Here is a 20,791-nt window from a genome sequence, read left to right on the forward strand (position 1 = left end):
ACCATCTTCTTATAAAGTAACTCCGGTTTTGAAAATTGAAATTTCACGGAACCCTTTCTTCTCATTGTTAACTAATTCACCGCTGGCCACACGAATGATGTAATCAATAAATCGTTCACATGTTTTTTCCATGGGTTCGTTTTCAACAATAACTCCCGCGTTGAAGTCTATCCATCCCGGTTTTCTTTCTGCCAAGCCCGAGTTAGTAGAGATCTTCATCGTAGGAACATACGTTCCGAAAGGAGTACCGCGTCCGGTGGTGAAAAGTACCATGTGACAACCTGCCGATGCCAACGCCGTTGAGGCTACCAGGTCATTGCCCGGCGCAGACAATAGGCTGAGGCCTTTCACTTTCAAGCGTTCGCCATAAGGCAGAACTCCCGAAACGTAGCTCTTTCCGCATTTCTGTGTGCAGCCCAGCGCTTTCTCTTCCAGTGTAGAGATACCTCCGGCCTTGTTTCCGGGTGAAGGGTTCTCGCCAACAGGTTCGCCGTGTGAAAGGAAATATTCTTTGAAGTCATTGATCAGGTGAACGGTTTGGTTGAACAAATCTTTGTTCTCGCAACGATTCATTAAGATGGTTTCTGCGCCAAACATTTCGGGAACTTCCGTTAATACGCTGGTTCCGCCCTGTGCGATAAGGAAATCAGAGAACATACCCAACAATGGGTTTGCAGTGATACCCGAGAAGCCGTCGGATCCGCCGCACTTCAAGCCTACGCGAAGTTCAGACAAAGGAACATCTACACGAACATCTTTGGATGCTTTCGCATACAGGTCGCGAAGTATTTTCATGCCTTCTTCATATTCGTCGCCAACTTTCTGTGTTACGAGGAATGAAACCCTGTCTTGATCATAATCTCCCAGGAATTCTCTGAAAGCATCGGGTTGGTTGTTTTCGCAACCCAAACCAACTACCAATACGGCACCGGCATTGGGGTGGAGCACCATGTCACGTAAAATCTTACGTGTGTTTTCATGATCGTCACCTAACTGTGAGCAACCGTAGTTGTGAGGGTAGGCCACAATGGCATCAACGCCTTTGCCTTCGGTTTCTTTACGCAAACTGTCGGCTAGTTGGGCTATAATTCCGTTAACACATCCCACAGTCGGAATGATCCATATTTCGTTACGAATACCCACTTCGCCACTCTTGCGGCGATAGCCTTTAAACGTAAGGTCTTTCTGGGGAATATCCAACGAAACTTGCTGAGGGTTGTAAGAGTAATCAAGCAATCCTGCCAAGTTTGTTTTGATATTGGTTTCATTCATCCACTCACCTTGCTTCTTGGCGGTAGTGGCATGTCCGATCGGGTATCCGTATTTTATAATGTTTTCGCCTTCTGCTAAATCGTTCAGAGCAAATTTATGTCCGACCGGGATGTCTTCCTTTAGCGTAACTTGTATTCCGTTGACTACAATATTTTCTCCTGCAGACAGATTATCTATTGCCACAGCTACGTTGTCGGCCGGATTAATTTGTAAATACTTTGTTTTCATCAGTTTCTATTTTAAATTTATTATCTGGGTATCTTCAGGTAGAAATCAATGTTTTCTGCCGTCAGAAGATCTATAGGCATGTAATTAATGCAAGTAACTTCTTTCTTCAAGATAAGATAGTCACACAATGTTTTGATACCGTTGAGTCCCTGTAATTCGGGTTGCTGCGCTATTAAAAACGTAACACTTCCTTCTTTCAGGCAAGTGATATTGCGTTCCAGCAAATCGTATCCTATCAGGTTAAACGGTATTTGTTGTCTTTGGTTTAAATATTCTCCGATAATGTATGCTTTTGAATTGAATGTAATTCCGAAACGTACATCGGGATGTTGCCGGAAGAAATCATCCAGCATGCTGTTGTCTTCACTGGGTCTTTTGGCATGGAGGTTTAATTCCAGTATGCGGCAGTCGGGATAATGCTCTTTCATGTATTGTCGGAACCCGATCTCTCTGTTCTCTTGCTGGTTTGAACCCACAATGCCTTCGTTTATCTTTCTGAAAATGACAATCTCCTTTTCGTTTTGGGTGAGCATCATCAACATCCGCGCTGCGAAATAACCGCTCTGGTGGGAGTTTTGACCGAAGAATGCCAACGGGCGAAGTTCATTTATGTTTGAGTCTATATATATATAAGGTATACTACATGTGTTGAGGGCATCGGTAAGCACCTTGGTGTATTGCGGTGCCGTAGGCGCCAGAAGAACCCCATCCGGTTTGGCGTCGACAATGGCTTTGCCTGCATCAACAAATGAATGATAGTCGTAAGGATCATAATAAGATATTTGTGCCGAGGTGTTGAAGTCAGAATAGTTGGCCAATGCTTCTTTGATTCCGGTTTCAACGGCCGTCCAATATTCGCCTTCCAGATGTTGCGGCAACAAACACGCAAAAGAATACCGTTTATTCGATGCCAGAGCACTGGCATACATGTTGGGCTGATAGTTGAGTTGCTCCAGTATTTCTTCCACTCTTTTGCGACTGGCTTCAGAAACACCGCTTCGTCCATGAATCACACGGTCTACAGTCCCTACAGATACATCTGCTAGTCTGGCTATATCTTTAATTCTGATTCTATCCGGTAACTTATTCATTTTTGCTTTGTATTATGGGGTTGTGTGCCCGCACACAATAATAATCTTAATATTTTCGACACAAATATATAACAATTTTTGTAATTACGAAAATTATCGTATCTTTGTGCCCGCACACGAGACACAAACAAGAGGTTTAAATGTCTCGGAAAAAGGGTCTAAAACCTTTTGTTTAAGAGCCTTTTGCTATCAATGATTATAATTTGAAACTTAACAATATTAATAACTTATTTGAATTAAACAGAATTATGGGAAAGAAAGTTGTTACTTTTGGGGAAATTATGCTTCGTTTGGCAACTCCGGGTTACCTAAGATTTTCACAAGCTAAAGAATTTACTGCTACTTTTGGCGGTGGAGAAGCGAATGTGGCAGTTTCATTGGCAAACTATGGTCTTGACACTGAATTTGTAACCCGTCTTCCTAAGAACGATATTGCTCAATCTTGTATCATGGATTTACGTGCACACAATGTGGGCACAAAAGAAATAATCTTTGGTGGCGAACGTGTTGGTATTTACTTTTTAGAAACAGGTGCGGTTGCCCGTGCTTCTAAAGTAGTTTACGACCGTGCTCATTCTTCAATTTCTACTATCGAACCGGGAATGGTTAACTGGAAAGAAGTATTCAAAGATGCTCAGTGGTTCCACTGGACCGGTATTACACCTGCTTTGTCGCAAGGTGCTGCCGATGCTTGTTTGGAAGCTATCAAAGTTGCCAATGAAATGGGAGTAACCGTTTCATGCGACCTGAACTACCGCAAGAATCTTTGGAAATACGGTAAAACGGCCGATGAGGTGATGCCTGCTTTGGTAGAAGGTTGTGATGTTATTTTGGGTAACGAAGAAGATTGCGAAAAGGTATTCGGTATCAAACCCGAAGGATTTGACGTAACTGCTACCGGTGGTGAAGTGAATTCTGCCGAATTTGAATCTGTATGTACTCAGATGATGAAGAAGTTCCCCCGTTGCAAGAAGATGATCGTAACTCTTCGTGGTGCAATCAATGCAAACCACAACACTTGGGGTGGCGTTCTTTACTCTGACGGTTCTTTGAAAGTTTCAAAAAGATATGATATCACACACATCGTTGACCGCGTAGGTGGTGGTGACTCATTCATGGGAGGTCTTATCTACGGTTTGATCAGCTATCCTACTGATGATCAGAAAGCGCTTGAGTTTGCTGTTGCTGCTTCATGCTTGAAACATACTATCTATGGTGACTTCAACCTGGTAACAGTAGCTGAAGTTGAAAACCTGATGAAAGGTGACGGTTCGGGTCGTGTTAGCAGATAATATCTTACCTATTAATTGATAAAAGAAATGGCAAAATTTAATAAAATACAGGTGCTCAATGCAATGGCAAGCACCGGAATGGTTCCCGTTTTTTACCACAAAGACGTTGAAGTTGCTAAGAATGTTGTAAAGGCTTGTTATGACGGTGGTGTTCGTGCATTCGAATTTACCAATCGTGGCGACTTTGCACAAGATGTTTTCGCTGAATTGGTGAAATGGGCTGCAAAAGAATGTCCTGAAATGGTTATGGGTATCGGCTCTATCGTTGATCCGGGTACTGCTGCATTATACATTCAGTTAGGTGCTAACTTCGTGGTTGGTCCGTTGTTCAATCCCGAAATTGCTAAAATCTGTAACCGTCGTTTGATTCCTTATACTCCGGGTTGCGGATCTGTATCTGAAATCGGTTTTGCTCAGGAATTAGGATGCGATTTATGCAAGGTATTCCCTGCCGGCAATGTAGGCGGTCCTTCATTCGTGAAGAACGTGAAAGCTCCTATGCCATGGTCTATGCTGATGGTTACCGGTGGTGTTGAGCCTACTAAAGAGAACTTGACTGCTTGGATTAAAGCCGGAGTTACTTGTGTGGGTATGGGTTCTAATCTTTTCCCTAAAGAAGTAGTTGATGCTCAGGACTGGGGATGGATTGTTGCGAAGTGTCAAGAAGCTTTCGGCTATATTGCTGAAGCTAGAAAATAATGATATTTACTAATGCGGCCATCTGCTTGTAAAGGCAAATGGCCGGTTAGTAATAAAATATGCCTCGATTAAAAGGGTTAGTTAGTTAATATTATTAGAGGCATATTTTTCCCATTTTGTTTAAAGGTGTTTAAGGGGACAACCATCGGAATGATTTTGTTAGTGAATCATTTCGGTGGTTTGTTTTTTTTATTTGTTCTTGTTAACCAGTTTATTCATAAAACGGGTTGCGGTGAACGATTGTCTGTGGAAAATAAACACAGGAATGGCAGCGCCCACAACTAAGGCAAACAATACAAAGATGGTGGTTATACCGTTTCTGAAGAATTGTTCGATGTAATTGAATGAAGCCGTCTGATCCGTGCTTTGCATGAATTTGGTGAGTGCCAGAATGCTTTTGTAGGCAAACATTCCCGGAATCATTGGGAGCAATGAGGGGAAAGAGAATACTTCTGCCGGACAATGGATGAATTTGGCAAACGGAATAGCCAGCAAACCAATGGATACGGCTGCACAAAATGATGCAGTGGCAATATCCATTGTGAACATTTCAGTGTGTAGCAGAAAATAACGCAGTCCATGTCCTACTGCAGCCAGAAATGCCGAAATAGCCAATGCCTTACGAGGCGGATTAGAGATGATGGCAAAACCTATCGCTGCAACGGCGGCAAACAATCCGTCGTATATGATTGCTTGAATAAATTCGTAATCTATCATAAGGCGCTGACTCCTGTAATTAAAAGTGTTATCGATAAGCCTATTGCTATACAGATAATGAGCAAGCAGGCATTAATAAATCGCGAGGTTCCGGCCAATACATGCCCGTCAATAATATCCATAATGGAGTTTATCAATGGAACACCCGGTATCAGGTAGAGCACACTCGTACCTAAAGCCATATCGGGCGTATTACCCCAATGAAACAAATAACCGGTACTACCAATGATGGAAGCAATAAATGAGGAAATAATGAAAACGGCTAAATGATTCCAATGTCTTTCTATTAAGAATTGGCGAACAAAGAAACCGGCCAGGGTGGCTACGAATACAATGCCCATGGAAGTGACGTCTCCCTGGAAAAGCCTGCAGAACGATGCGTTGGCACAAGCAACCAGGAATAAAACCAACCATTTGCTTTCACGCGGTTTGTTTATAATCTCATGGTATCGCTGCTTGAGCTCATCAAGTCCCAGCCTGTTGTCGTAGGCTTCCCAGCTAAGCGTGCTTAGCTTAGAGTTGACGGCAAAGTTCAGAGCCATAGGCTTGATCCTGCTTACTGTACTATACGAATGAGAGTTGTCGGCATCTCTCAAAGTCATAATGATGGTTTTTTGAAAAATAGTCATGTCCAGGTCGAATCCAAAAGACTCGGCAATTCGGGTGGTATTTCTCACAACACGCGAAGTTTGCACACCTACAGCCATTAAGGAGGTGGAGTAATCGGACAAAAACTTGGATAGTTCTTTCAGTTCGTGGTGAATGTCCATACAAAAATAAATGTGAAATATCAGTTCAGGCCGCAAAGTTACAAAAAAAACGAAGTTGATATACATACTTCTAGGTATTTGATATGTTTTAAGATAAAGTTATCTTTGTAGCATTGAATAACTAATAATTTGTCTGATGGAACACGAACATCACCACCATCATGATCATACTACCGTGATCACGTCTTTAAATAAGTTGTTTTTGATTGGTATCGGACTTAACATTGCTTTTGTCATTGCTGAGTTTAGCATTGGAATCTATTATAATTCGCTGGGACTTATATCTGATGCGGGACATAATCTGAGTGATGTAGCTAGTTTGATTCTGGCTATGCTTGCTTTTCGTCTGGCGCAAATCGCACCGAATGGAAGATACACGTACGGATATAAAAAGAGTACGGTGCTTGTTTCCTTGTTGAATGCTATTATTTTGTTGATTGCCGTTGGTATTATTCTGGGCGAAAGCTTGGGCAAACTTGTTAATCCGCAACCTGTAGAGGGTGTGGCTATTGCTTGGACGGCCGGTGTGGGTGTGTTTATCAACGGAATAACTGCCTGGTTGTTTATGAAAGACAAGGATAAAGATTTGAATGTGAAGGGAGCTTACATGCACATGGCTGCCGATGCGTTGGTTTCCGTAGGAGTTGTTTTCTCGGGGATACTTATTTCATACACCGGCTGGTCCATCATAGATCCCCTCATTGGTGTTGTCATTGCCTGTATTATTATTTATTCTACCTGGTCTTTGTTGCATGATAGCATTAGGCTGTCGCTCGACGGAGTTCCGGTAGGAACTGACGGAGAGAAAATCAGAGAGCAAATTATGGAAGTCGCTGATGTTGTAGAATGCCACCACTTGCACATCTGGGCCATAAGTACAACGGAAACGGCGCTGACTGCACACATTGTTATTGAAAACTTTAGCGTACTCGAAGTGGTGAAGAAAGAGGTGAAAACCATCTTGTTGAACTCCGGAATCAGGCACGTGACATTGGAGTTTGAAGATGTAGAAAACTCTTGTTCGGAGCACAAATGTTAAAAATACATTCTACCAGCTATTTGTGTTAATTAACAACAGATTGCTTTGCTTATTCATTCTTTTCCATATATTTGCATTCATGAATGGTTTATCGCTACTTTTCGGTAGCGGTAATTAAAAGGGAATCGGGTGTAAATCCCGGACAGTCCCGCTGCTGTGAAGCTTTATTTTCAACGTTTTGATAATTAATACCCCTTTAACCACTGGCCTTAGCCGGGAAGGTTTATCAAAACGGAAGCTAAGTCAGAAGACCTGCCATCTGTTTGAAGTCTATATTCTTCGTGGGTTAAGAGTATAGTACAAGATAAAATCAATTTAATATTTTACGTATGGAAAACATCAGGCCTCCGTTCAAGATTGACATTGCAGGTGCGTTTCTTTTGCCTCAGGCGTTGAAAGAAGCTCGCGAGCAATATCGGAATGAGCAGATTTCTTTGGTTACATTACGTGCTATGGAAGATGCTGAAATCCGCAATCTGGTAGAACGACTTAAGTCGGCGGGATTACAAGTAGTTACAGACGGGCGTTTTCGTAATGCCATGTGGCCGCTTGACTTTATGTGGAGTTTTGAAGGTGTACAACCCGTAAACGCTAAGAAGACCGGTATTTGTCTGAACGGAAGAATTGATTTTCATCACCATCCTGTTATCGATGATTTCATGTTTCTGACGGGCGTCACCGGGGGAGATGTAATTGCCAAACAGGTTTTGCCGGCACCTTCACTTTTGTTGTCTGAAGTGTTGAAAACAGATGCTGAGCAGTTGGACGTTTTTTATGAAGACAGAGAATTGTTAGTCTCAGATATAAGTGCAAGCTACTGTAAATTGATTCAGAAATTGTATGATTCGGGATGTCGGTACATACAGTTTGATGATTCTTCGAGGAGTGTCTGTGAAGAGGGTATTGCCTTGAATAATTTGGTTTTGGAAGCAATTCCGGCTGATTTGTATGTTTCATTTCATGCTTCTGTCGATATGTTATCGGCGATAAGAGGAGTGAAGGCTTTTTTCTTGGATTATGATGATGAATGTTGCGGGCGTACAAGTCTGCTGTGGTTCATCAAAGAACAGAAAGCTACATTCGGATTTATTCCGTCACATTATCCGATGCCCGATGAGCTGGATGAGATCTATGAAAAGATAGACGAAGTAACACCTTATATTGCACTAAACAGGTTAAGTTTATGTGTGCCTAATGCGCAGGTATTGCCCAATGAGGGGTATGAAACCGCGCTTAAGAAACAATGGACTACCATTGACATGGCCATGATAGCTGCTAAAAAGCTGTGGGGCCAGACCGAATGATTTCTTTATAACTAGTATATTTTCTAAGAAATAAACTCTGCCAAGTTTATTTAGGAAGCCCGGGCGAAGTGATTCGATCGGGCTTTAATCTTTCTCGGGCAGCCCGAAAAAAGTCTGTTTACTCTTTCATACAATCAAAAAAGAGTGCCTTGTTTAAGGGCACTCTTTGAAAAAAATACAAGTTAAATAAGAAAAACAACTATAACTTTGACGAAATGTATAACGGTTATATCTATTATGAATGTTTAGTTAAGGCATTCTGTTTTCAACTTTTCAATCCAGTTGTCAATACGCTGATCGGTCAAATCGTCCTGATTAACTTCATCAAGAGCCAGACCTACGAATTTGCCGTCGACTACAGAAATTGAAGAATCAAACGTATAACCGTCTGTTTCAGTTCTTCCGCAGAATGTACAACCGGTTTCTTTTAGTTCTTCGTATAGATTACCCATGCCGTTGCAGAATGTGTCACTGTATGAATCAGAATCACCACAACCAAATAACGCAACGAACTTGTGAGAAATACCGGCCGCTTTCAGTACTTTAACACCATCGTACCAGTCGTCTTGCAGTTCACCGTCACCCCATGTGGCCGATCCTAAAACCAACACATCATATTTGTTAACTAACTCTTCCGAAATCTTGGCTGCATCGTGTAAATCAGACTTTTCAACGCCCAATTTTGCTGCGATTTTACGTGCCACATCTTCTGTAGTTCCTGTAGTGGAACCATAAAATATACCTATTTTACTCATAACTACTTTTTAATTGATTTTGTTATGTGCAAATATATGGCCAAAATAATCACTATTCAATCCCTATTTATAGTGGAAATACAACTTATGAGTACCTACATATTGTTATTTTGAGAAAAATACCTAATTTTAGTGATTGTGCGCGCACAAAATTATGTGTTAATTTGCACCAACTAATATATAATAGGTATTTTATGGACAAAATTCAGAAATACAAACCGGCCGATAAGATGAGTGATCTCATCTGTGATAACTATTCCTTGTTACAAGTAATGAGCCGTTTCGGACTCTCGCTTGGCTTTGGTGATAAAACCGTTAAAGAGGTATGCCAGATGAATGGGGTTGACTACCGTACTTTTCTCACGGTGGTGAACTTTGTTGAAGAGGGATATTCGCGAATGAATGATGATTCTGATGATATATCCATTCCCGCTTTGGTTGATTATCTTCGTCAATCACATATTTATTTTCTTGATTTCTCTTTGCCGAGTATTCGTCGCAAATTGCTTGACTCCATTGACTACTCCGAAAAGGAAGTAGTTGTGCTCATGCTTAATTTCTTTGACTCGTACGTTAGCGAGGTGAGGAAACACATGGAATACGAAGAAAAGACTGTCTTCAAGTATGTTGATGATTTGCTCCATAATCAGGCGCCAAAAAATTATCAGATCAGTACATTTTCAAAACACCACGACCAAATCAGTGAGAAACTGACCGAATTGAAGAATATCATTATCAAATATTGCCCTTCTAACGCAAACAATAACCTGCTCAATGCAGCTCTGTTTGATATATTCGCCTGTGAAGAGGCGTTGGACTCGCACTGCAAGGTAGAAGATCTTATTTTTGTTCCGGCCATTTTGAAACTGGAGAGGAGGGTGAGACATGATTAAAAATAATGAGGTGATCCGAATAGCTATCGCCGAATCATCTGTTATTATCCGTAGCGGTTTGTCGGTTGCGTTGAAACGTTTGCCTAGTCTCAAGGTGCAGTCGGTAGAACTAGGTTCTATAGAAGCTTTGAATGATTGCTTGCGCTCTCAACCCATTGATATTTTGATTGTGAGTCCCAATTTCGGCAATTACTTTGATGTGCTCCGTTTTAAGGAAAGCCCCATTGGCAAGGGAATCAGTGTCATAGCATTAGTAAGTACCTTTATCGATGCTTCTGTATTGAGTAAATATGATGATTCCATATCCGTTTATGATGACTTAGAGGTAATATCCAATAAAATAAGTCGCCTGCAGAACATTGAATCCGATGACGATAGCGATAGCCAAGAAGCATTGAGCCAACGAGAGAAAGAAATAGTAGTGTGTGTAGTGAAAGGAATGACCAATAAAGAGATTGCAGAGCAACTCTATTTGTCAATTCATACAGTAATTACTCACCGCAGAAACATAAGTAAGAAGTTGCAGATACACAGTGCAGCCGGTCTTACCATTTATGCAATTGTTAATAAGTTAGTGGAAATAGGGGAGGTAAAAGGCATATAATTTAAAAAGTGTCAATATTACACTTTATGCTTTTGTAATTCCGATAATCTATATATCTTTGCAGTGCAATTAAGAAATTAATTTTCGCTCAAATAAGTATCAGGTATTAGTTTGAGAATAGTTTTCAGGTAAAAGATTTAGGATAACAATTAGGTTTTAGAGTTTTTAAGGTAACAAGGTAGAAAAAAGAAAAGCCATTTGGCTTTTCTTAAAGGGATACGGGAAATTCAGTTAATGAATTCTCGTTTTTTTTATTTTATACACTTTGGTTGCCTAGCTTTTCTGGTATTCCATAGGAGTCATTCCGGTCATCTTCTTGAAGAACTTACAGAAAAAGGAAGGATTGGGGAAGTTTAGCTTGTCGGCTATCTGGTAAACGAGCAAATCGCTGTGTTTCAGCAATACTTTCGATTCAATAACGACCGCCTGATTCAGCCACTCCATCACCGTTTGCCGGCTGGTGTTTTTTACCAATGTATTCAAGTATCGGGGTGATAGACACAGCTTGTCGGCGTAGAAAGCTACATTGCGTTCCTGCGTGCAATATTCATGCACCAAAGTGATGAAGCGGTGGAACGTTTCCTCCTGTCTGGTATGCCTCGTCTCTGTATCCGCTTTGCTTCTTTTTCGTATATAGCTAATGTTGAATAGAAGAGCCGATACCAAACTTTGTACTACCTCTTTCCGGAATACTTCTTCGTGAACCGTATCCCAGATCAGAAAGAAATACCGTTCGGTCATTTCATAGTCTTTCTCGGAAAGCGGCAAAAACAGATTCTCTCGTCTTCCAATGTAATATTCCAGCACCTCATCTTTGTTCAGGAACTGAATGAAATCATTTTGAATGGCCATCATTCGCATCTCAAAATCGGTAGTGAATTCGTGCATCTCAATAATGGAGTTTGGAGCTAATAGCAATAAATCTCCTTTCTTAGCCGTATATTGAATCAGATTGATGGACAGTGTAACTTGTCCGCTCACGGCATAAACGATTCTGCCTTCCTTCAGCTTGTAGGGCTGGTGGATGAAAAAAAGTTCACTAGTCATCCTCATGAAGCTACTGACTATGCCAAAGTCCTTTGTTACAAACCGATATTCGTTGTTTTGAACAATAAAATAATCCAGCACATTCTTCAATGATATTTCTAAAGGTTCGTTTGCTACCATAATACTTTCCTCCTCAAAAGGTTTATTTATCTCACAAAGATAATAAAGAGAACATAAAATTGCTTCTTAAAGAGCATAAAACGAACTATTGGAACATAATGACCAACAAACAGATTGTCTGTACCTCTTTTACACACTCTATCTTTGCGGTATCGAAAATTCAATCAAAAATAAGTATATCAAATTCAAACCCCAAGAACTATGAAACAATTTGTTTTCTGGATTCTCATTGGCTGTTTTGCCGCACCCTCTCAGGCACAGATTACCTTGGAAAGTTGCCGGCAAAAGGCACAGGCAAATTATCCGTTGGTAAAGCAGTACGAGCTTATTGAAAAAACAAAAGAGTTTAGTGTGAGTAACGCCGCCAAGGGCTATTTGCCCCAGTTTAGCTTGTCGGCCAAAGCAACTTACCAAAGTGACGCTACGACAATCGATCTGAAAATAGGTGATTTCGCTTTGAACCGTGTTGCTCCCAAGGATCAGTATCAGGCTATGGTTGAACTGAATCAGCATATATGGGATGGAGGCAACATTCATTCGCAAAAAGAACTGGCCAAGGCCAACTCCGATGTGGATCGTGAAAAATTAAACGTCGACATGTATGCGTTGATCGAACGGGTGAACGATCTGTATTTCGGCATCTTGATGCTCGATGAGCAGCTTACGCAAAACACGCTTCTTTTAGATGATCTGGAAAGAACTCACAAACAAATATCGGCTTATGTAGCCAACGGAGTAGCTAACTCGGCTGATTTAGATGAGGTAAAGGTTGAACAGCTCAATGCCCTTCAAAAGCGGACGGAATTAAAAAGTTCACGGGAGGCTTATGTGAAAATGCTGTCTGTTTTTACGGGCGAAGAGATTACTGAAACTGCGTTGTTTGCTAAGCCGGTGGAGACTGTTGCCCCGCTGACTGACCCGACCGACTTCCGTCGTCCGGAGTTATCCTGGTTTGAAGCACAAAACGGTCGGCTGGATGTGAATGAACAAATGCTTCAGGCCCGTAATATGCCTCGTCTGGGATTGTTTGTGCAGGGTGCTTATGGCAATCCGGGACTTAACATGCTCAAAGATAAGTTTGAAACCTATTACATTGCGGGTGTTAAACTTTCATGGAATTTCGGTGGTTTGTACACCCTGAAGAATGATAAAAAACAAATTCAAGTCAACCGTGCTCAGCTGGATTCCAATCGGGATGTCTTTCTGTTTAACACACGCCTGCAGGCCACGCAGCAAAACAGTGCCATTAATTCGGTACGGGCGTTGCTCGACAAGGACGATGAAATCATTGCTCTGCGAACCAACATCCGGAAAGCGGCCGAAGCCAAGGTGTCAAACGGTACGTTGGCGGTGACTGATCTGCTGCGCGAAATTAATTCGGAAAACAAAGCCAGACAGGTCAAGGCTTTGCATGAGGTGCAGTTACTTATGAATATTTATCAATTGAAATACACAACGAATAATTAAGTATATGAGAGCAATGAAATTTTTAGGGATGATGTCTTCCCTTGCTTTATGTGTGGCATGTGGTAGCGGTTCGGATAATTATGATGCAACCGGAACTTTTGAGGCGACAGAGGTTACCGTTTCGGCTGAGGCTGCGGGACGTTTGCTGTTCCTTGATGTAGAAGAAGGCAGTCAGCTTACAGCCGGTGCGGAAGTGGGCATTATAGATACAGTGCAGCTGGCACTGAAGAAACTACAGTTGGAGGCTAGCATGAAATCGGTACAAAGTCAGCGCCCCGACCTCAATAAACAAGTAGCCGCTACCAAACAGCAAATAGCCACCGCGGAGCGTGAAAAGAGAAGGATCGAAAACTTATTAAAAGCTGGTGCGGCCAACCAGAAACAGCTGGATGATATTCATTCCGAGATAGCCGTGCTACAGAAACAGTTGACAGCGCAGACATCCTCTCTGCAAAACAACGTGCAAAGTCTGACCGACCAAGGAACTTCCGTGGCAATACAAGTGGCACAGGTTGCCGATCAGCTGGCTAAATGCCACATCTCATCACCTATAAACGGAACGGTTTTGGCACGTTATGCCGAGGCCGGCGAATTGGCATCTGTTGGAAAACCCTTGTTCAAGATAGCCGATGTGGAACAAATGTATTTGCGCGCTTACATCACATCTGCTCAGCTGGCCGAAGTGAAGTTGGGAGATAAAGTCACGGTCTTTGCCGATTACGGCGACGAGATACGCAAAGAATATGCAGGCGTGGTTACCTGGATTTCTTCCCGTTCGGAATTTACCCCCAAGACCATTCAAACAAAAGACGAAAGAGCCAATCTGGTTTACGCCATCAAGGTATTGGTTCAGAATGACGGAGGTCTTAAGATTGGAATGTATGGTGGCATGAACTTACAAAAATGATGAAAGCGGTAGAAGTAGAACATATTTCCAAAAGTTACGGTAAGGTCATGGCTTTGCAAGACATCTCCTTTGAGGTCAACAGGGGAGAGCTCTTTGGCATCATCGGTCCCGACGGAGCCGGCAAGAGCACGCTGTTTCGCATACTGACCACCTTGCTTTTGCCCGCTGGCGGCACGGCGAAGGTCGACGGACTCGATACGGTCAAAGATTTCAAGGAGATTCGTAAGCGGGTAGGGTATATGCCCGGCAAGTTTTCTTTGTATCAAGATCTGTCGGTCGAGGAAAACCTTACCTTTTTTGCAACGGTTTTTCAAACAACCATTCAGGAAAACTATCATCTCATTGAGGATATCTACAAGCAGATTGAGCCGTTTAAAACCCGAAAGGCCGGAGCCCTTTCCGGAGGCATGAAGCAGAAATTGGCTTTGTGTTGTGCCCTGATTCACAAGCCCAGCGTGCTTTTTTTGGATGAACCCACTACGGGCGTCGATCCGGTGTCGCGCAAGGAGTTTTGGGAAATGCTCAAACGCCTCAAGCAACAAGGTATTTCCATATTGGTTTCCACGCCTTACATGGATGAGGCTACTTTGTGTGATCGCATCGCACTGATTCGTCAGGGAGAGTTCCTGAATATTGACACTCCGGAACATATCATGGATTCTTTCGGGACAGATCTCTGGGCCATTCGTGCGCAGAATATGTATGCGTTGCTTCAAGATTTGCGTGCCAATGAACAGGTACTTTCCAGCTTTGGATTCGGAGATATGCATCACATTACCTTGAAAGAAGGGTACAGCGCGGTGCAACTTCGTTGTGAACTGGAGGAAAAGGGACATAAAGGATTGTTGTTGGAATCCGTCAGACCCAATATAGAAGATTGTTACATGAAATTAGCATCTCAAGAATATGAATGATATTGTAATTCAAACAGAGCAGCTTACCAAGCGTTTCGGTGCATTTACGGCAGTTGATCACCTCTCTTTTGAAGTCAGAAAAGGGGAGATCTTTGGTTTTCTTGGTGCCAATGGAGCGGGGAAGACAACGGCCATGCGTATGTTGTGCGGACTCAGTAAGCCTACCTCGGGGAAAGGTATGGTTGCCGGGTTTGATGTAGCCCTGCAATCCGAGCAGGTGAAGAAGAACATCGGTTACATGAGCCAGAAGTTTTCTCTGTATGAAGACCTCAAAGTATGGGAGAATATTCGCCTTTTTGCCGGTATCTATGGCATGAAGGACAAAGAAATAGCCCATAAGACAGAGCTTTTGTTGGAACGGCTGGAGTTTTCGGAAGAGCGTAACACATTGGTCAGACGCTTGCCACTGGGCTGGAAACAGAAGCTGGCTTTTTCGGTATCCATCTTTCATGAACCGAAAATTGTTTTTCTGGACGAGCCTACCGGTGGGGTAGATCCCGCTACCCGCAGGCAGTTCTGGGAACTCATTTATCAGGCGGCCGACAGAGGAATTACGATTTTTGTCACGACCCATTACATGGATGAGGCGGAGTATTGCAACCGGGTTTCCATTATGGTTGACGGGCGTATTGATGCGCTCGACACGCCTTATAACCTGAAGAAACAGTTCGGTGCTGACCATATGGATGGAGTCTTTCAACAACTGGCGCGCAAGGCCATACGTAAAGCAGATTAAACGATGAAGCAGTTTTTTGTATTTATAAGAAAAGAATTTTATCACATTTTCCGTGATAAAAGAACCATGATGATTTTGCTCGGCATGCCTGTCATTGAAATCATTCTTTTCGGTTTTGCCATCAGTACGGAAGTTAAGAATGTACGGGTAGCCGTGCTTGACCCGTCGTCCGACTTTCTCACCCGTCGTATTATTGATCGCGTAGATGCCAGTGAATATTTTACGATCAGCCTGCGTGTGCACAACCAGCAGCAGATGGATGAGGCTTTCCGGAAAGGGGATATTGATTTGGCGCTGGTCTTCAGTGAGCAGTTTGCCGGTAATCTATACACCGGTGATGCCAAGGTGCAGTTGGTAGCCGATGCAACCGATCCGAACATGGCCGTGAGCCGCACCAATTATGCCACGGGCATTATAGCGGCTGTGCAACAAGAACTGTTGCCCGAAGGTGCGACCGGTTCTACGATTGTGCCCGATGTTCGTTTGTTGTACAATCCGCAAATGAAAAGTGCCTACAACTTTGTCCCCGGTGTTATGGGACTAATCCTGATGCTGATCTGTGCCATGATGACTTCCATCTCCATTGTGAGAGAAAAAGAAACAGGAACTATGGAAGTGCTGCTGGTATCGCCTATGAAACCTATCTATATTATCTTGGCTAAGGCAGTACCTTATTTTGTGCTTTCATTTGTCAATCTGGCCACCATTTTACTGTTGTCGGTCTTTGTGCTTCACGTTCCCATAGCCGGAAATTTCTTTGTACTCATTCTGGTTTCGCTGCTGTTTATCTTTGTCTCCCTGTCGTTGGGACTACTTATATCTACCGTTACGCAAAACCAAATTGCAGCCATGTTGGTATCGGGTATGGTTCTGCTAATGCCCACCACACTGATGTCGGGCATGCTCTTTCCCATCGATGCTATGTCGGTTCCGTTGCAGGCCATATCTTCCATTCTTCCGGCACGCTGGTACATTGAAATTGTGCGGAAAGTCATGATTCAGGGAGTCAGTGTTGTCTTTGTCCTCAAAGAGATAGCCATTTTAGTCCTGATGGCCTTTGTGCTTATTATGATTAGTCTAAAGAAATTTAAAATACGTTTGGAGTAGAATTATGCTAAAGTTCCTCATTGAAAAAGAATTCAAGCAGTTGCTTCGCAACTCTTTTCTGCCGCGGCTTATCATCGGCTATCCCTGCATGGTGATGATTATTATGCCTTGGGCGGCGAATATGGAGATTAAAAACATCTCTGTGAATGTAGTCGACAATGATCATTCTGTTGTTTCTCAGCGGTTGATTCATAAAATTGATGCCTCTTCTTATTTTCACCTCAACAACTTGTCACCTACCTATAACTCTGCCTTGCGAGATATAGAGTCGGGCGATGCCGATGTGATATTGGAGATTCCCCGTCATTTTGAGAAGAAACTCGAGAATGGCGAAGCCTCACACGTATTGCTCGCTGCCAATGCGGTTAACGGAAGCAAAGGCGGACTGGCCAGTTCGTATATGACGGCTACGCTAGCCGATTACAATGCACAGTTGCACGCAGAAAACCCTTCGTCCGGCATTGTTCAGGAGGCCGCTAGCTCTGTGCAACCCTCCGTGAGTGTATCGGGGAAAAACCTCTATAATCCTCACTTGAACTATAAACTGTTTATGGTACCGGCATTGATGGTGATGCTTGTCACTGTGATCTGCGGTTTTTTGCCGGCGCTGAATATTGTTAGTGAAAAAGAAGTAGGTACTATTGAGCAAATGAATGTAACGCCGGTAGGTAAGTTCAAATTCATACTGGCCAAACTGATTCCCTTTTGGGTTGTAGGTTTTGTGGTGCTTACTCTGTCGTTCGGCCTTGCCTGGCTTATCTATGGAATACTTCCGGTGGGCAGTTTGGGAATCATCTACCTTCTCTCCGCTTTATTTGTGCTGGTTATGTCGGGTTTCGGACTCGTTATTTCCAATCACTCGGCCACCATGCAGCAGGCTATGTTTGTCATGTTTTTCTTTATGATTATTCTATTGCTGATGAGCGGTCTTTTTACTCCGGTTACGAGTATGCCCCAATGGGCGCAAATTATCACCATTCTTAATCCGCTCAAGTATTTTGTTGACATCATGAGAATGGTGTACCTCAAAGGCAGCGGATTGACCGATCTGTCTTTGCAGATAGGCGCCTTGCTGGCTTTTGCAACCCTATTTAATTTCTGGGCTGTGAAGAGTTATCGAAAGAGTGCTTAAAGCACAAAAGGAGTGTCTTTTTGCAAGGCACTCCTTTTGTGGTTATCATTCATCATTTACGTTTGCCGTTTGGGGCAATTAATGAATCTCAATCAATTTCTGGGCTTTCTTCGTTTCTTGTTCGGATAATTTGGGCAGTTCAATGTTTAGAACCCCGTTCTCCACTTTCGCGGTAATCTTTTCCTTATCCACATTGTCGGGCAGTATCATTGTTTGCTGGAATTTAGCGTATGAAAACTCTCTTCTCAGATATCTGCCGTCTTTCTTTTCTTCTTTGTTTTCGGTTTTCTTCTCCATGGAGATGACTAGATTTTCGTCTTCGTCGAGACGAACATTGAAATCATCTTTCGTCATACCCGGAGCGGCTACCTCCACTTTAAAATTGTTTGCAGTTTCAATTACGTTAATTGCAGGTGCAGTAACGTTAGTTCTTTCCACCCAGTCGTTATCGAAGAAATCATTAAAGATACTTGGTAACCAATTTTGAGATCTTCTTACAGGCATCATAATCATAATCTCCTATCTTTAAGTTAAACAATCAATTTACAATATCTTTTGAATACCCTTTTGAAGTATTCTTTTCGATAACTATATGGCAAATCATGTGCCAATGAAGTAAGCTGAAAAAATGACATTTATTAAGTATTATAAAAGCTTTTGTTCTGACAAAAAGTGTGTTTTATATTGGTTTGGCGAAGATTATGGTGTCTTTTTGTCTTGCTGCGGACGGAAGGTTTAGTTATAGGCAAAAAAAAAGGAGTCACGCCTGACTCCAACCTTTGTTAACCTTAAATCTAATACTATGAAAAACACATTGCAAAGGTACGCACTTTTTTGGCATTTGCAAGCTTCGTGTGCGAAAACATGTGTTTTATAACATACTTTAATAATGGCATTCCTTTATTTTGTATTTGTATACAATTAAGCTTGATAACGGACAGGAAATTCATTTGCACAATCAAGTGGTGCATAAATTAAATATTTTGATTAAATTCGCAATGTGTATGGCTTTGGCAAGTCTTACTCCGGTGAAATCACATTTATCATCCTGTTAAGGGATATAGCAACAGATTACTATGAAAACATTATTCTTAAAACTATTTTCAACCTGTATTTTCCTGACAATCAGTGCAAATGGTGCTGCGAAGAGTTATGTTGCAGACAGCAAAACGCTGAAACCTCGAATTGTTATAATGACAGATATCGGACCCGGTGATGTTGAGCCGGACGACATGGAATCGGCTGTCCGACTGCTAGCTTATGCCGACCGATTTGAAATAGAGGCACTTATTACCACTATCGGCTGGAATTGCGACCCGTACCCTACGGATTGGGCTGAGTATTTGCATCAGGTCATTGATGGATATGGGATGGATGTGAAGAACTTGATGAAGCGTTCTGCACAGACAGCATTTATGTCGGTCGATGCGGAACGGAATAAACCTCAAAAACTGGGATATTGGCCAAGTGTGGAGTATATACGCCAGCGCACGGTCATGGGCAGTCAGCGGGCCGGTATCGGTGTTATCGGTGAAGGTAACGACACGGACGGAAGCCGGTTGATCATTCAATTGGTTGATGAGGCCGACGATCGTCCGATTTGGTTTTGTGCTTGGGGAGGTGCCAATACACTAGCTCAGGCGGTGTGGCGGGTGAAGAAGGAGCGCTCGAAAGAGGAATTAGATCGTTTTCTCCACAAAATCCGATTGTATACCATTACAGATCAAGACATGCAGTACAACATGCGCATGAATCGTGCTTATAGTTCCCATCAATGGCTTAGGCAGGAGTTTGCCAATGATTTGATGTTGATTTGGGATGAGTCGGCTTGGTTGACGCAGTGCGAACTTGGTAGCAAGAATTGGGCATTATATGCCAAGTATATTCAAGGGCACGGACAAATGGGCGCTGTTTATCCACGTTACAAATATGGCGTGGAAGGAGATACCCCGAGTTTTCTTCATGTGATGCCTAACGGTTTGAATGATCCGGATGATCCCGAGCAAGTTGGCTGGGGAGGGTATCACCAGTTCGGTATGTCGCCCGATAGCATTACTGACGCGTGGACAAATTGGCTACAACCGCAGAAAAACATTTCCCGAAGTTACGAAGAACATTTCTATCCGGACGAGTTTAATGATTTTGCAGCGCGTATGCAGTGGGCTGGTGAGGGTAAAGGAAATCGCAATCCAGTAGTTATCGTCAACGGCATAAAAGGTTTGCAACCCGTGGTCGTCAAAGCAGTGGCAGGTAAGACCGTCAAATTGAATGCAACCCAAAGTTATGATCCTGATAACGATCAGCTAAAGTTTCATTGGTGGCAACAACCCGAGGCCGGTACATATAGACAAAAGATAAGTGTCAACACGACTGATTCTGATTGCCTTGAAATAGCCATTCCTAAAGATGCACAGGGTAAGAGTCTACACTTTGTTTGTGAGGTTCACGATAGTGGTATTTTCAATTTGGTTACTTACCGACGAATTATTATACATGTAAAATAGGATTTTGAATTTCTTTGGGATCTAGAGACTAGCTGGATGTTCTCGTAAAGCCAAGTAGGGTATGGGCAAAAAAAAAGGAGTCACGCCTGACTCCAACCTTTGTTAACCTTAAATCTAATACTATGAAAAACACATTGCAAAGGTACGCACTTTTTTGAAATCTGCAAGCGTTGTGTGCGGAAACATGTGTTTT

The 20,791-nt window shown here is 42.6% G+C and carries 19 protein-coding genes, 1 pseudogene and 1 riboswitch; of the genes and pseudogenes, 13 read left to right on the plus strand and 7 right to left on the minus strand.

The window, feature by feature from the left end:
- Nucleotides 1-9: 9 nt before the first annotated feature.
- Together ACKPCE_RS09795 and ACKPCE_RS09800 are read right to left on the minus strand one after the other, a co-directional pair.
- Nucleotides 10-1,500, minus strand: a complete 1,491-nt coding sequence (locus ACKPCE_RS09795) for a UxaA family hydrolase (RefSeq protein ID WP_319505031.1) — start codon at nt 1,498-1,500, stop codon at nt 10-12.
- 20 nt (nt 1,501-1,520) lie between these two features.
- The gene (locus tag ACKPCE_RS09800; RefSeq protein ID WP_319505032.1) at nt 1,521-2,591 is read right to left on the minus strand and encodes a LacI family DNA-binding transcriptional regulator; all 1,071 of its coding nucleotides are present in this window, start codon (nt 2,589-2,591) and stop codon (nt 1,521-1,523) included.
- 248 nt (nt 2,592-2,839) lie between these two features.
- Between ACKPCE_RS09800 and ACKPCE_RS09805 the strand changes: the two genes are divergently transcribed.
- On the plus strand, nt 2,840-3,883 hold the full coding sequence (locus tag ACKPCE_RS09805; RefSeq protein ID WP_024997273.1) for a sugar kinase: 1,044 nt from the start codon (nt 2,840-2,842) through the stop codon (nt 3,881-3,883).
- 27 nt (nt 3,884-3,910) lie between these two features.
- A complete protein-coding gene (locus ACKPCE_RS09810; protein WP_024997274.1) occupies nt 3,911-4,582 on the plus strand; it encodes a bifunctional 4-hydroxy-2-oxoglutarate aldolase/2-dehydro-3-deoxy-phosphogluconate aldolase in 672 nt (223 codons plus the stop codon).
- A gap of 189 nt (nt 4,583-4,771) precedes the next feature.
- Here ACKPCE_RS09810 and ACKPCE_RS09815 read toward each other — a convergent pair whose 3' ends face one another.
- Together ACKPCE_RS09815 and ACKPCE_RS09820 are read right to left on the minus strand one after the other, a co-directional pair.
- On the minus strand, nt 4,772-5,299 hold the full coding sequence (locus ACKPCE_RS09815) for a threonine/serine exporter family protein (RefSeq protein ID WP_276965406.1): 528 nt from the start codon (nt 5,297-5,299) through the stop codon (nt 4,772-4,774).
- The gene (locus ACKPCE_RS09820; RefSeq protein ID WP_276965409.1) at nt 5,296-6,069 is read right to left on the minus strand and encodes a threonine/serine exporter family protein; all 774 of its coding nucleotides are present in this window, start codon (nt 6,067-6,069) and stop codon (nt 5,296-5,298) included. Before ACKPCE_RS09820 ends, ACKPCE_RS09815 begins: the two co-directional genes overlap by 4 nt.
- Nucleotides 6,070-6,205: 136 nt before the next feature.
- Here ACKPCE_RS09820 and ACKPCE_RS09825 point away from each other — a divergent pair, with 136 nt between their 5' ends.
- Both ACKPCE_RS09825 and ACKPCE_RS09830 read left to right on the plus strand, forming a co-directional pair.
- Complete coding sequence (locus ACKPCE_RS09825; protein ID WP_319505033.1) at nt 6,206-7,108, plus strand: cation diffusion facilitator family transporter; 903 nt, start codon at nt 6,206-6,208, stop codon at nt 7,106-7,108.
- A gap of 67 nt (nt 7,109-7,175) precedes the next feature.
- Nucleotides 7,176-7,382: riboswitch (cobalamin riboswitch) on the plus strand.
- Nucleotides 7,383-7,437: 55 nt separating this feature from the next.
- Nucleotides 7,438-8,412 carry a uroporphyrinogen decarboxylase/cobalamine-independent methonine synthase family protein gene (locus tag ACKPCE_RS09830; RefSeq protein WP_319505034.1) on the plus strand — a complete coding sequence of 325 codons (975 nt, stop codon included), beginning with the start codon at nt 7,438-7,440 and terminating at the stop codon, nt 8,410-8,412.
- A gap of 245 nt (nt 8,413-8,657) precedes the next feature.
- On the opposite strand, the gene fldA is transcribed toward ACKPCE_RS09830, so the two are convergent.
- Entirely contained in the window at nt 8,658-9,167 is a 510-nt protein-coding gene (fldA, locus tag ACKPCE_RS09835; RefSeq protein WP_024997279.1) for a flavodoxin FldA, read from the minus strand.
- A 194-nt stretch (nt 9,168-9,361) separates the two neighbouring features.
- Between fldA and ACKPCE_RS09840 the strand changes: the two genes are divergently transcribed.
- Nucleotides 9,362-10,060: a hemerythrin domain-containing protein gene (locus ACKPCE_RS09840; RefSeq protein ID WP_024997280.1), complete on the plus strand. Its 699-nt coding sequence runs from the start codon at nt 9,362-9,364 to the stop codon at nt 10,058-10,060.
- Complete coding sequence (locus ACKPCE_RS09845) at nt 10,056-10,664, plus strand: response regulator transcription factor (protein WP_024997281.1); 609 nt, start codon at nt 10,056-10,058, stop codon at nt 10,662-10,664. Before ACKPCE_RS09840 ends, ACKPCE_RS09845 begins: the two co-directional genes overlap by 5 nt.
- Before the next feature lie 273 nt (nt 10,665-10,937).
- On the opposite strand, the gene ACKPCE_RS09850 is transcribed toward ACKPCE_RS09845, so the two are convergent.
- The gene (locus ACKPCE_RS09850; protein ID WP_319505035.1) at nt 10,938-11,831 is read right to left on the minus strand and encodes an AraC family transcriptional regulator; all 894 of its coding nucleotides are present in this window, start codon (nt 11,829-11,831) and stop codon (nt 10,938-10,940) included.
- A 201-nt stretch (nt 11,832-12,032) separates the two neighbouring features.
- Here ACKPCE_RS09850 and ACKPCE_RS09855 point away from each other — a divergent pair, with 201 nt between their 5' ends.
- The 6 genes and pseudogenes from ACKPCE_RS09855 to ACKPCE_RS09880 all read left to right on the plus strand — a co-directional run bounded on the left by ACKPCE_RS09855 (nt 12,033) and on the right by ACKPCE_RS09880 (nt 18,094).
- A complete protein-coding gene (locus ACKPCE_RS09855; protein ID WP_319505036.1) occupies nt 12,033-13,298 on the plus strand; it encodes a TolC family protein in 1,266 nt (421 codons plus the stop codon).
- Between the two features lie 4 nt (nt 13,299-13,302).
- Nucleotides 13,303-14,205, plus strand: a complete 903-nt coding sequence (locus tag ACKPCE_RS09860; RefSeq protein WP_319505037.1) for an HlyD family secretion protein — start codon at nt 13,303-13,305, stop codon at nt 14,203-14,205.
- Nucleotides 14,202-15,119 (plus strand): ABC transporter ATP-binding protein, encoded by a 918-nt coding sequence (locus tag ACKPCE_RS09865; protein WP_319505038.1) that lies wholly within the window; start codon nt 14,202-14,204, stop codon nt 15,117-15,119. Before ACKPCE_RS09860 ends, ACKPCE_RS09865 begins: the two co-directional genes overlap by 4 nt.
- A 4-nt stretch (nt 15,120-15,123) precedes the next feature.
- Nucleotides 15,124-15,855, plus strand: a pseudogene (locus ACKPCE_RS09870) (ABC transporter ATP-binding protein); the annotation flags it as partial.
- Between the two features lie 3 nt (nt 15,856-15,858).
- Nucleotides 15,859-16,962: an ABC transporter permease gene (locus tag ACKPCE_RS09875; RefSeq protein ID WP_319505039.1), complete on the plus strand. Its 1,104-nt coding sequence runs from the start codon at nt 15,859-15,861 to the stop codon at nt 16,960-16,962.
- Between the two features lie 4 nt (nt 16,963-16,966).
- A complete protein-coding gene (locus ACKPCE_RS09880; protein ID WP_319505040.1) occupies nt 16,967-18,094 on the plus strand; it encodes an ABC transporter permease in 1,128 nt (375 codons plus the stop codon).
- A gap of 78 nt (nt 18,095-18,172) precedes the next feature.
- Here the strand turns inward: ACKPCE_RS09880 and ACKPCE_RS09885 are convergent, their stop codons facing one another.
- Nucleotides 18,173-18,601 carry an Hsp20/alpha crystallin family protein gene (locus tag ACKPCE_RS09885; RefSeq protein WP_276965439.1) on the minus strand — a complete coding sequence of 143 codons (429 nt, stop codon included), beginning with the start codon at nt 18,599-18,601 and terminating at the stop codon, nt 18,173-18,175.
- Between the two features lie 569 nt (nt 18,602-19,170).
- Between ACKPCE_RS09885 and ACKPCE_RS09890 the strand changes: the two genes are divergently transcribed.
- Nucleotides 19,171-20,598, plus strand: a complete 1,428-nt coding sequence (locus tag ACKPCE_RS09890) for a DUF1593 domain-containing protein (protein WP_319505041.1) — start codon at nt 19,171-19,173, stop codon at nt 20,596-20,598.
- Nucleotides 20,599-20,791: the final 193 nt, after the last annotated feature.

Source organism: Bacteroides graminisolvens (assembly GCF_963666085.1).
GTDB classification, from domain to species: Bacteria; Bacteroidota; Bacteroidia; order Bacteroidales; family Bacteroidaceae; genus Bacteroides; species Bacteroides graminisolvens.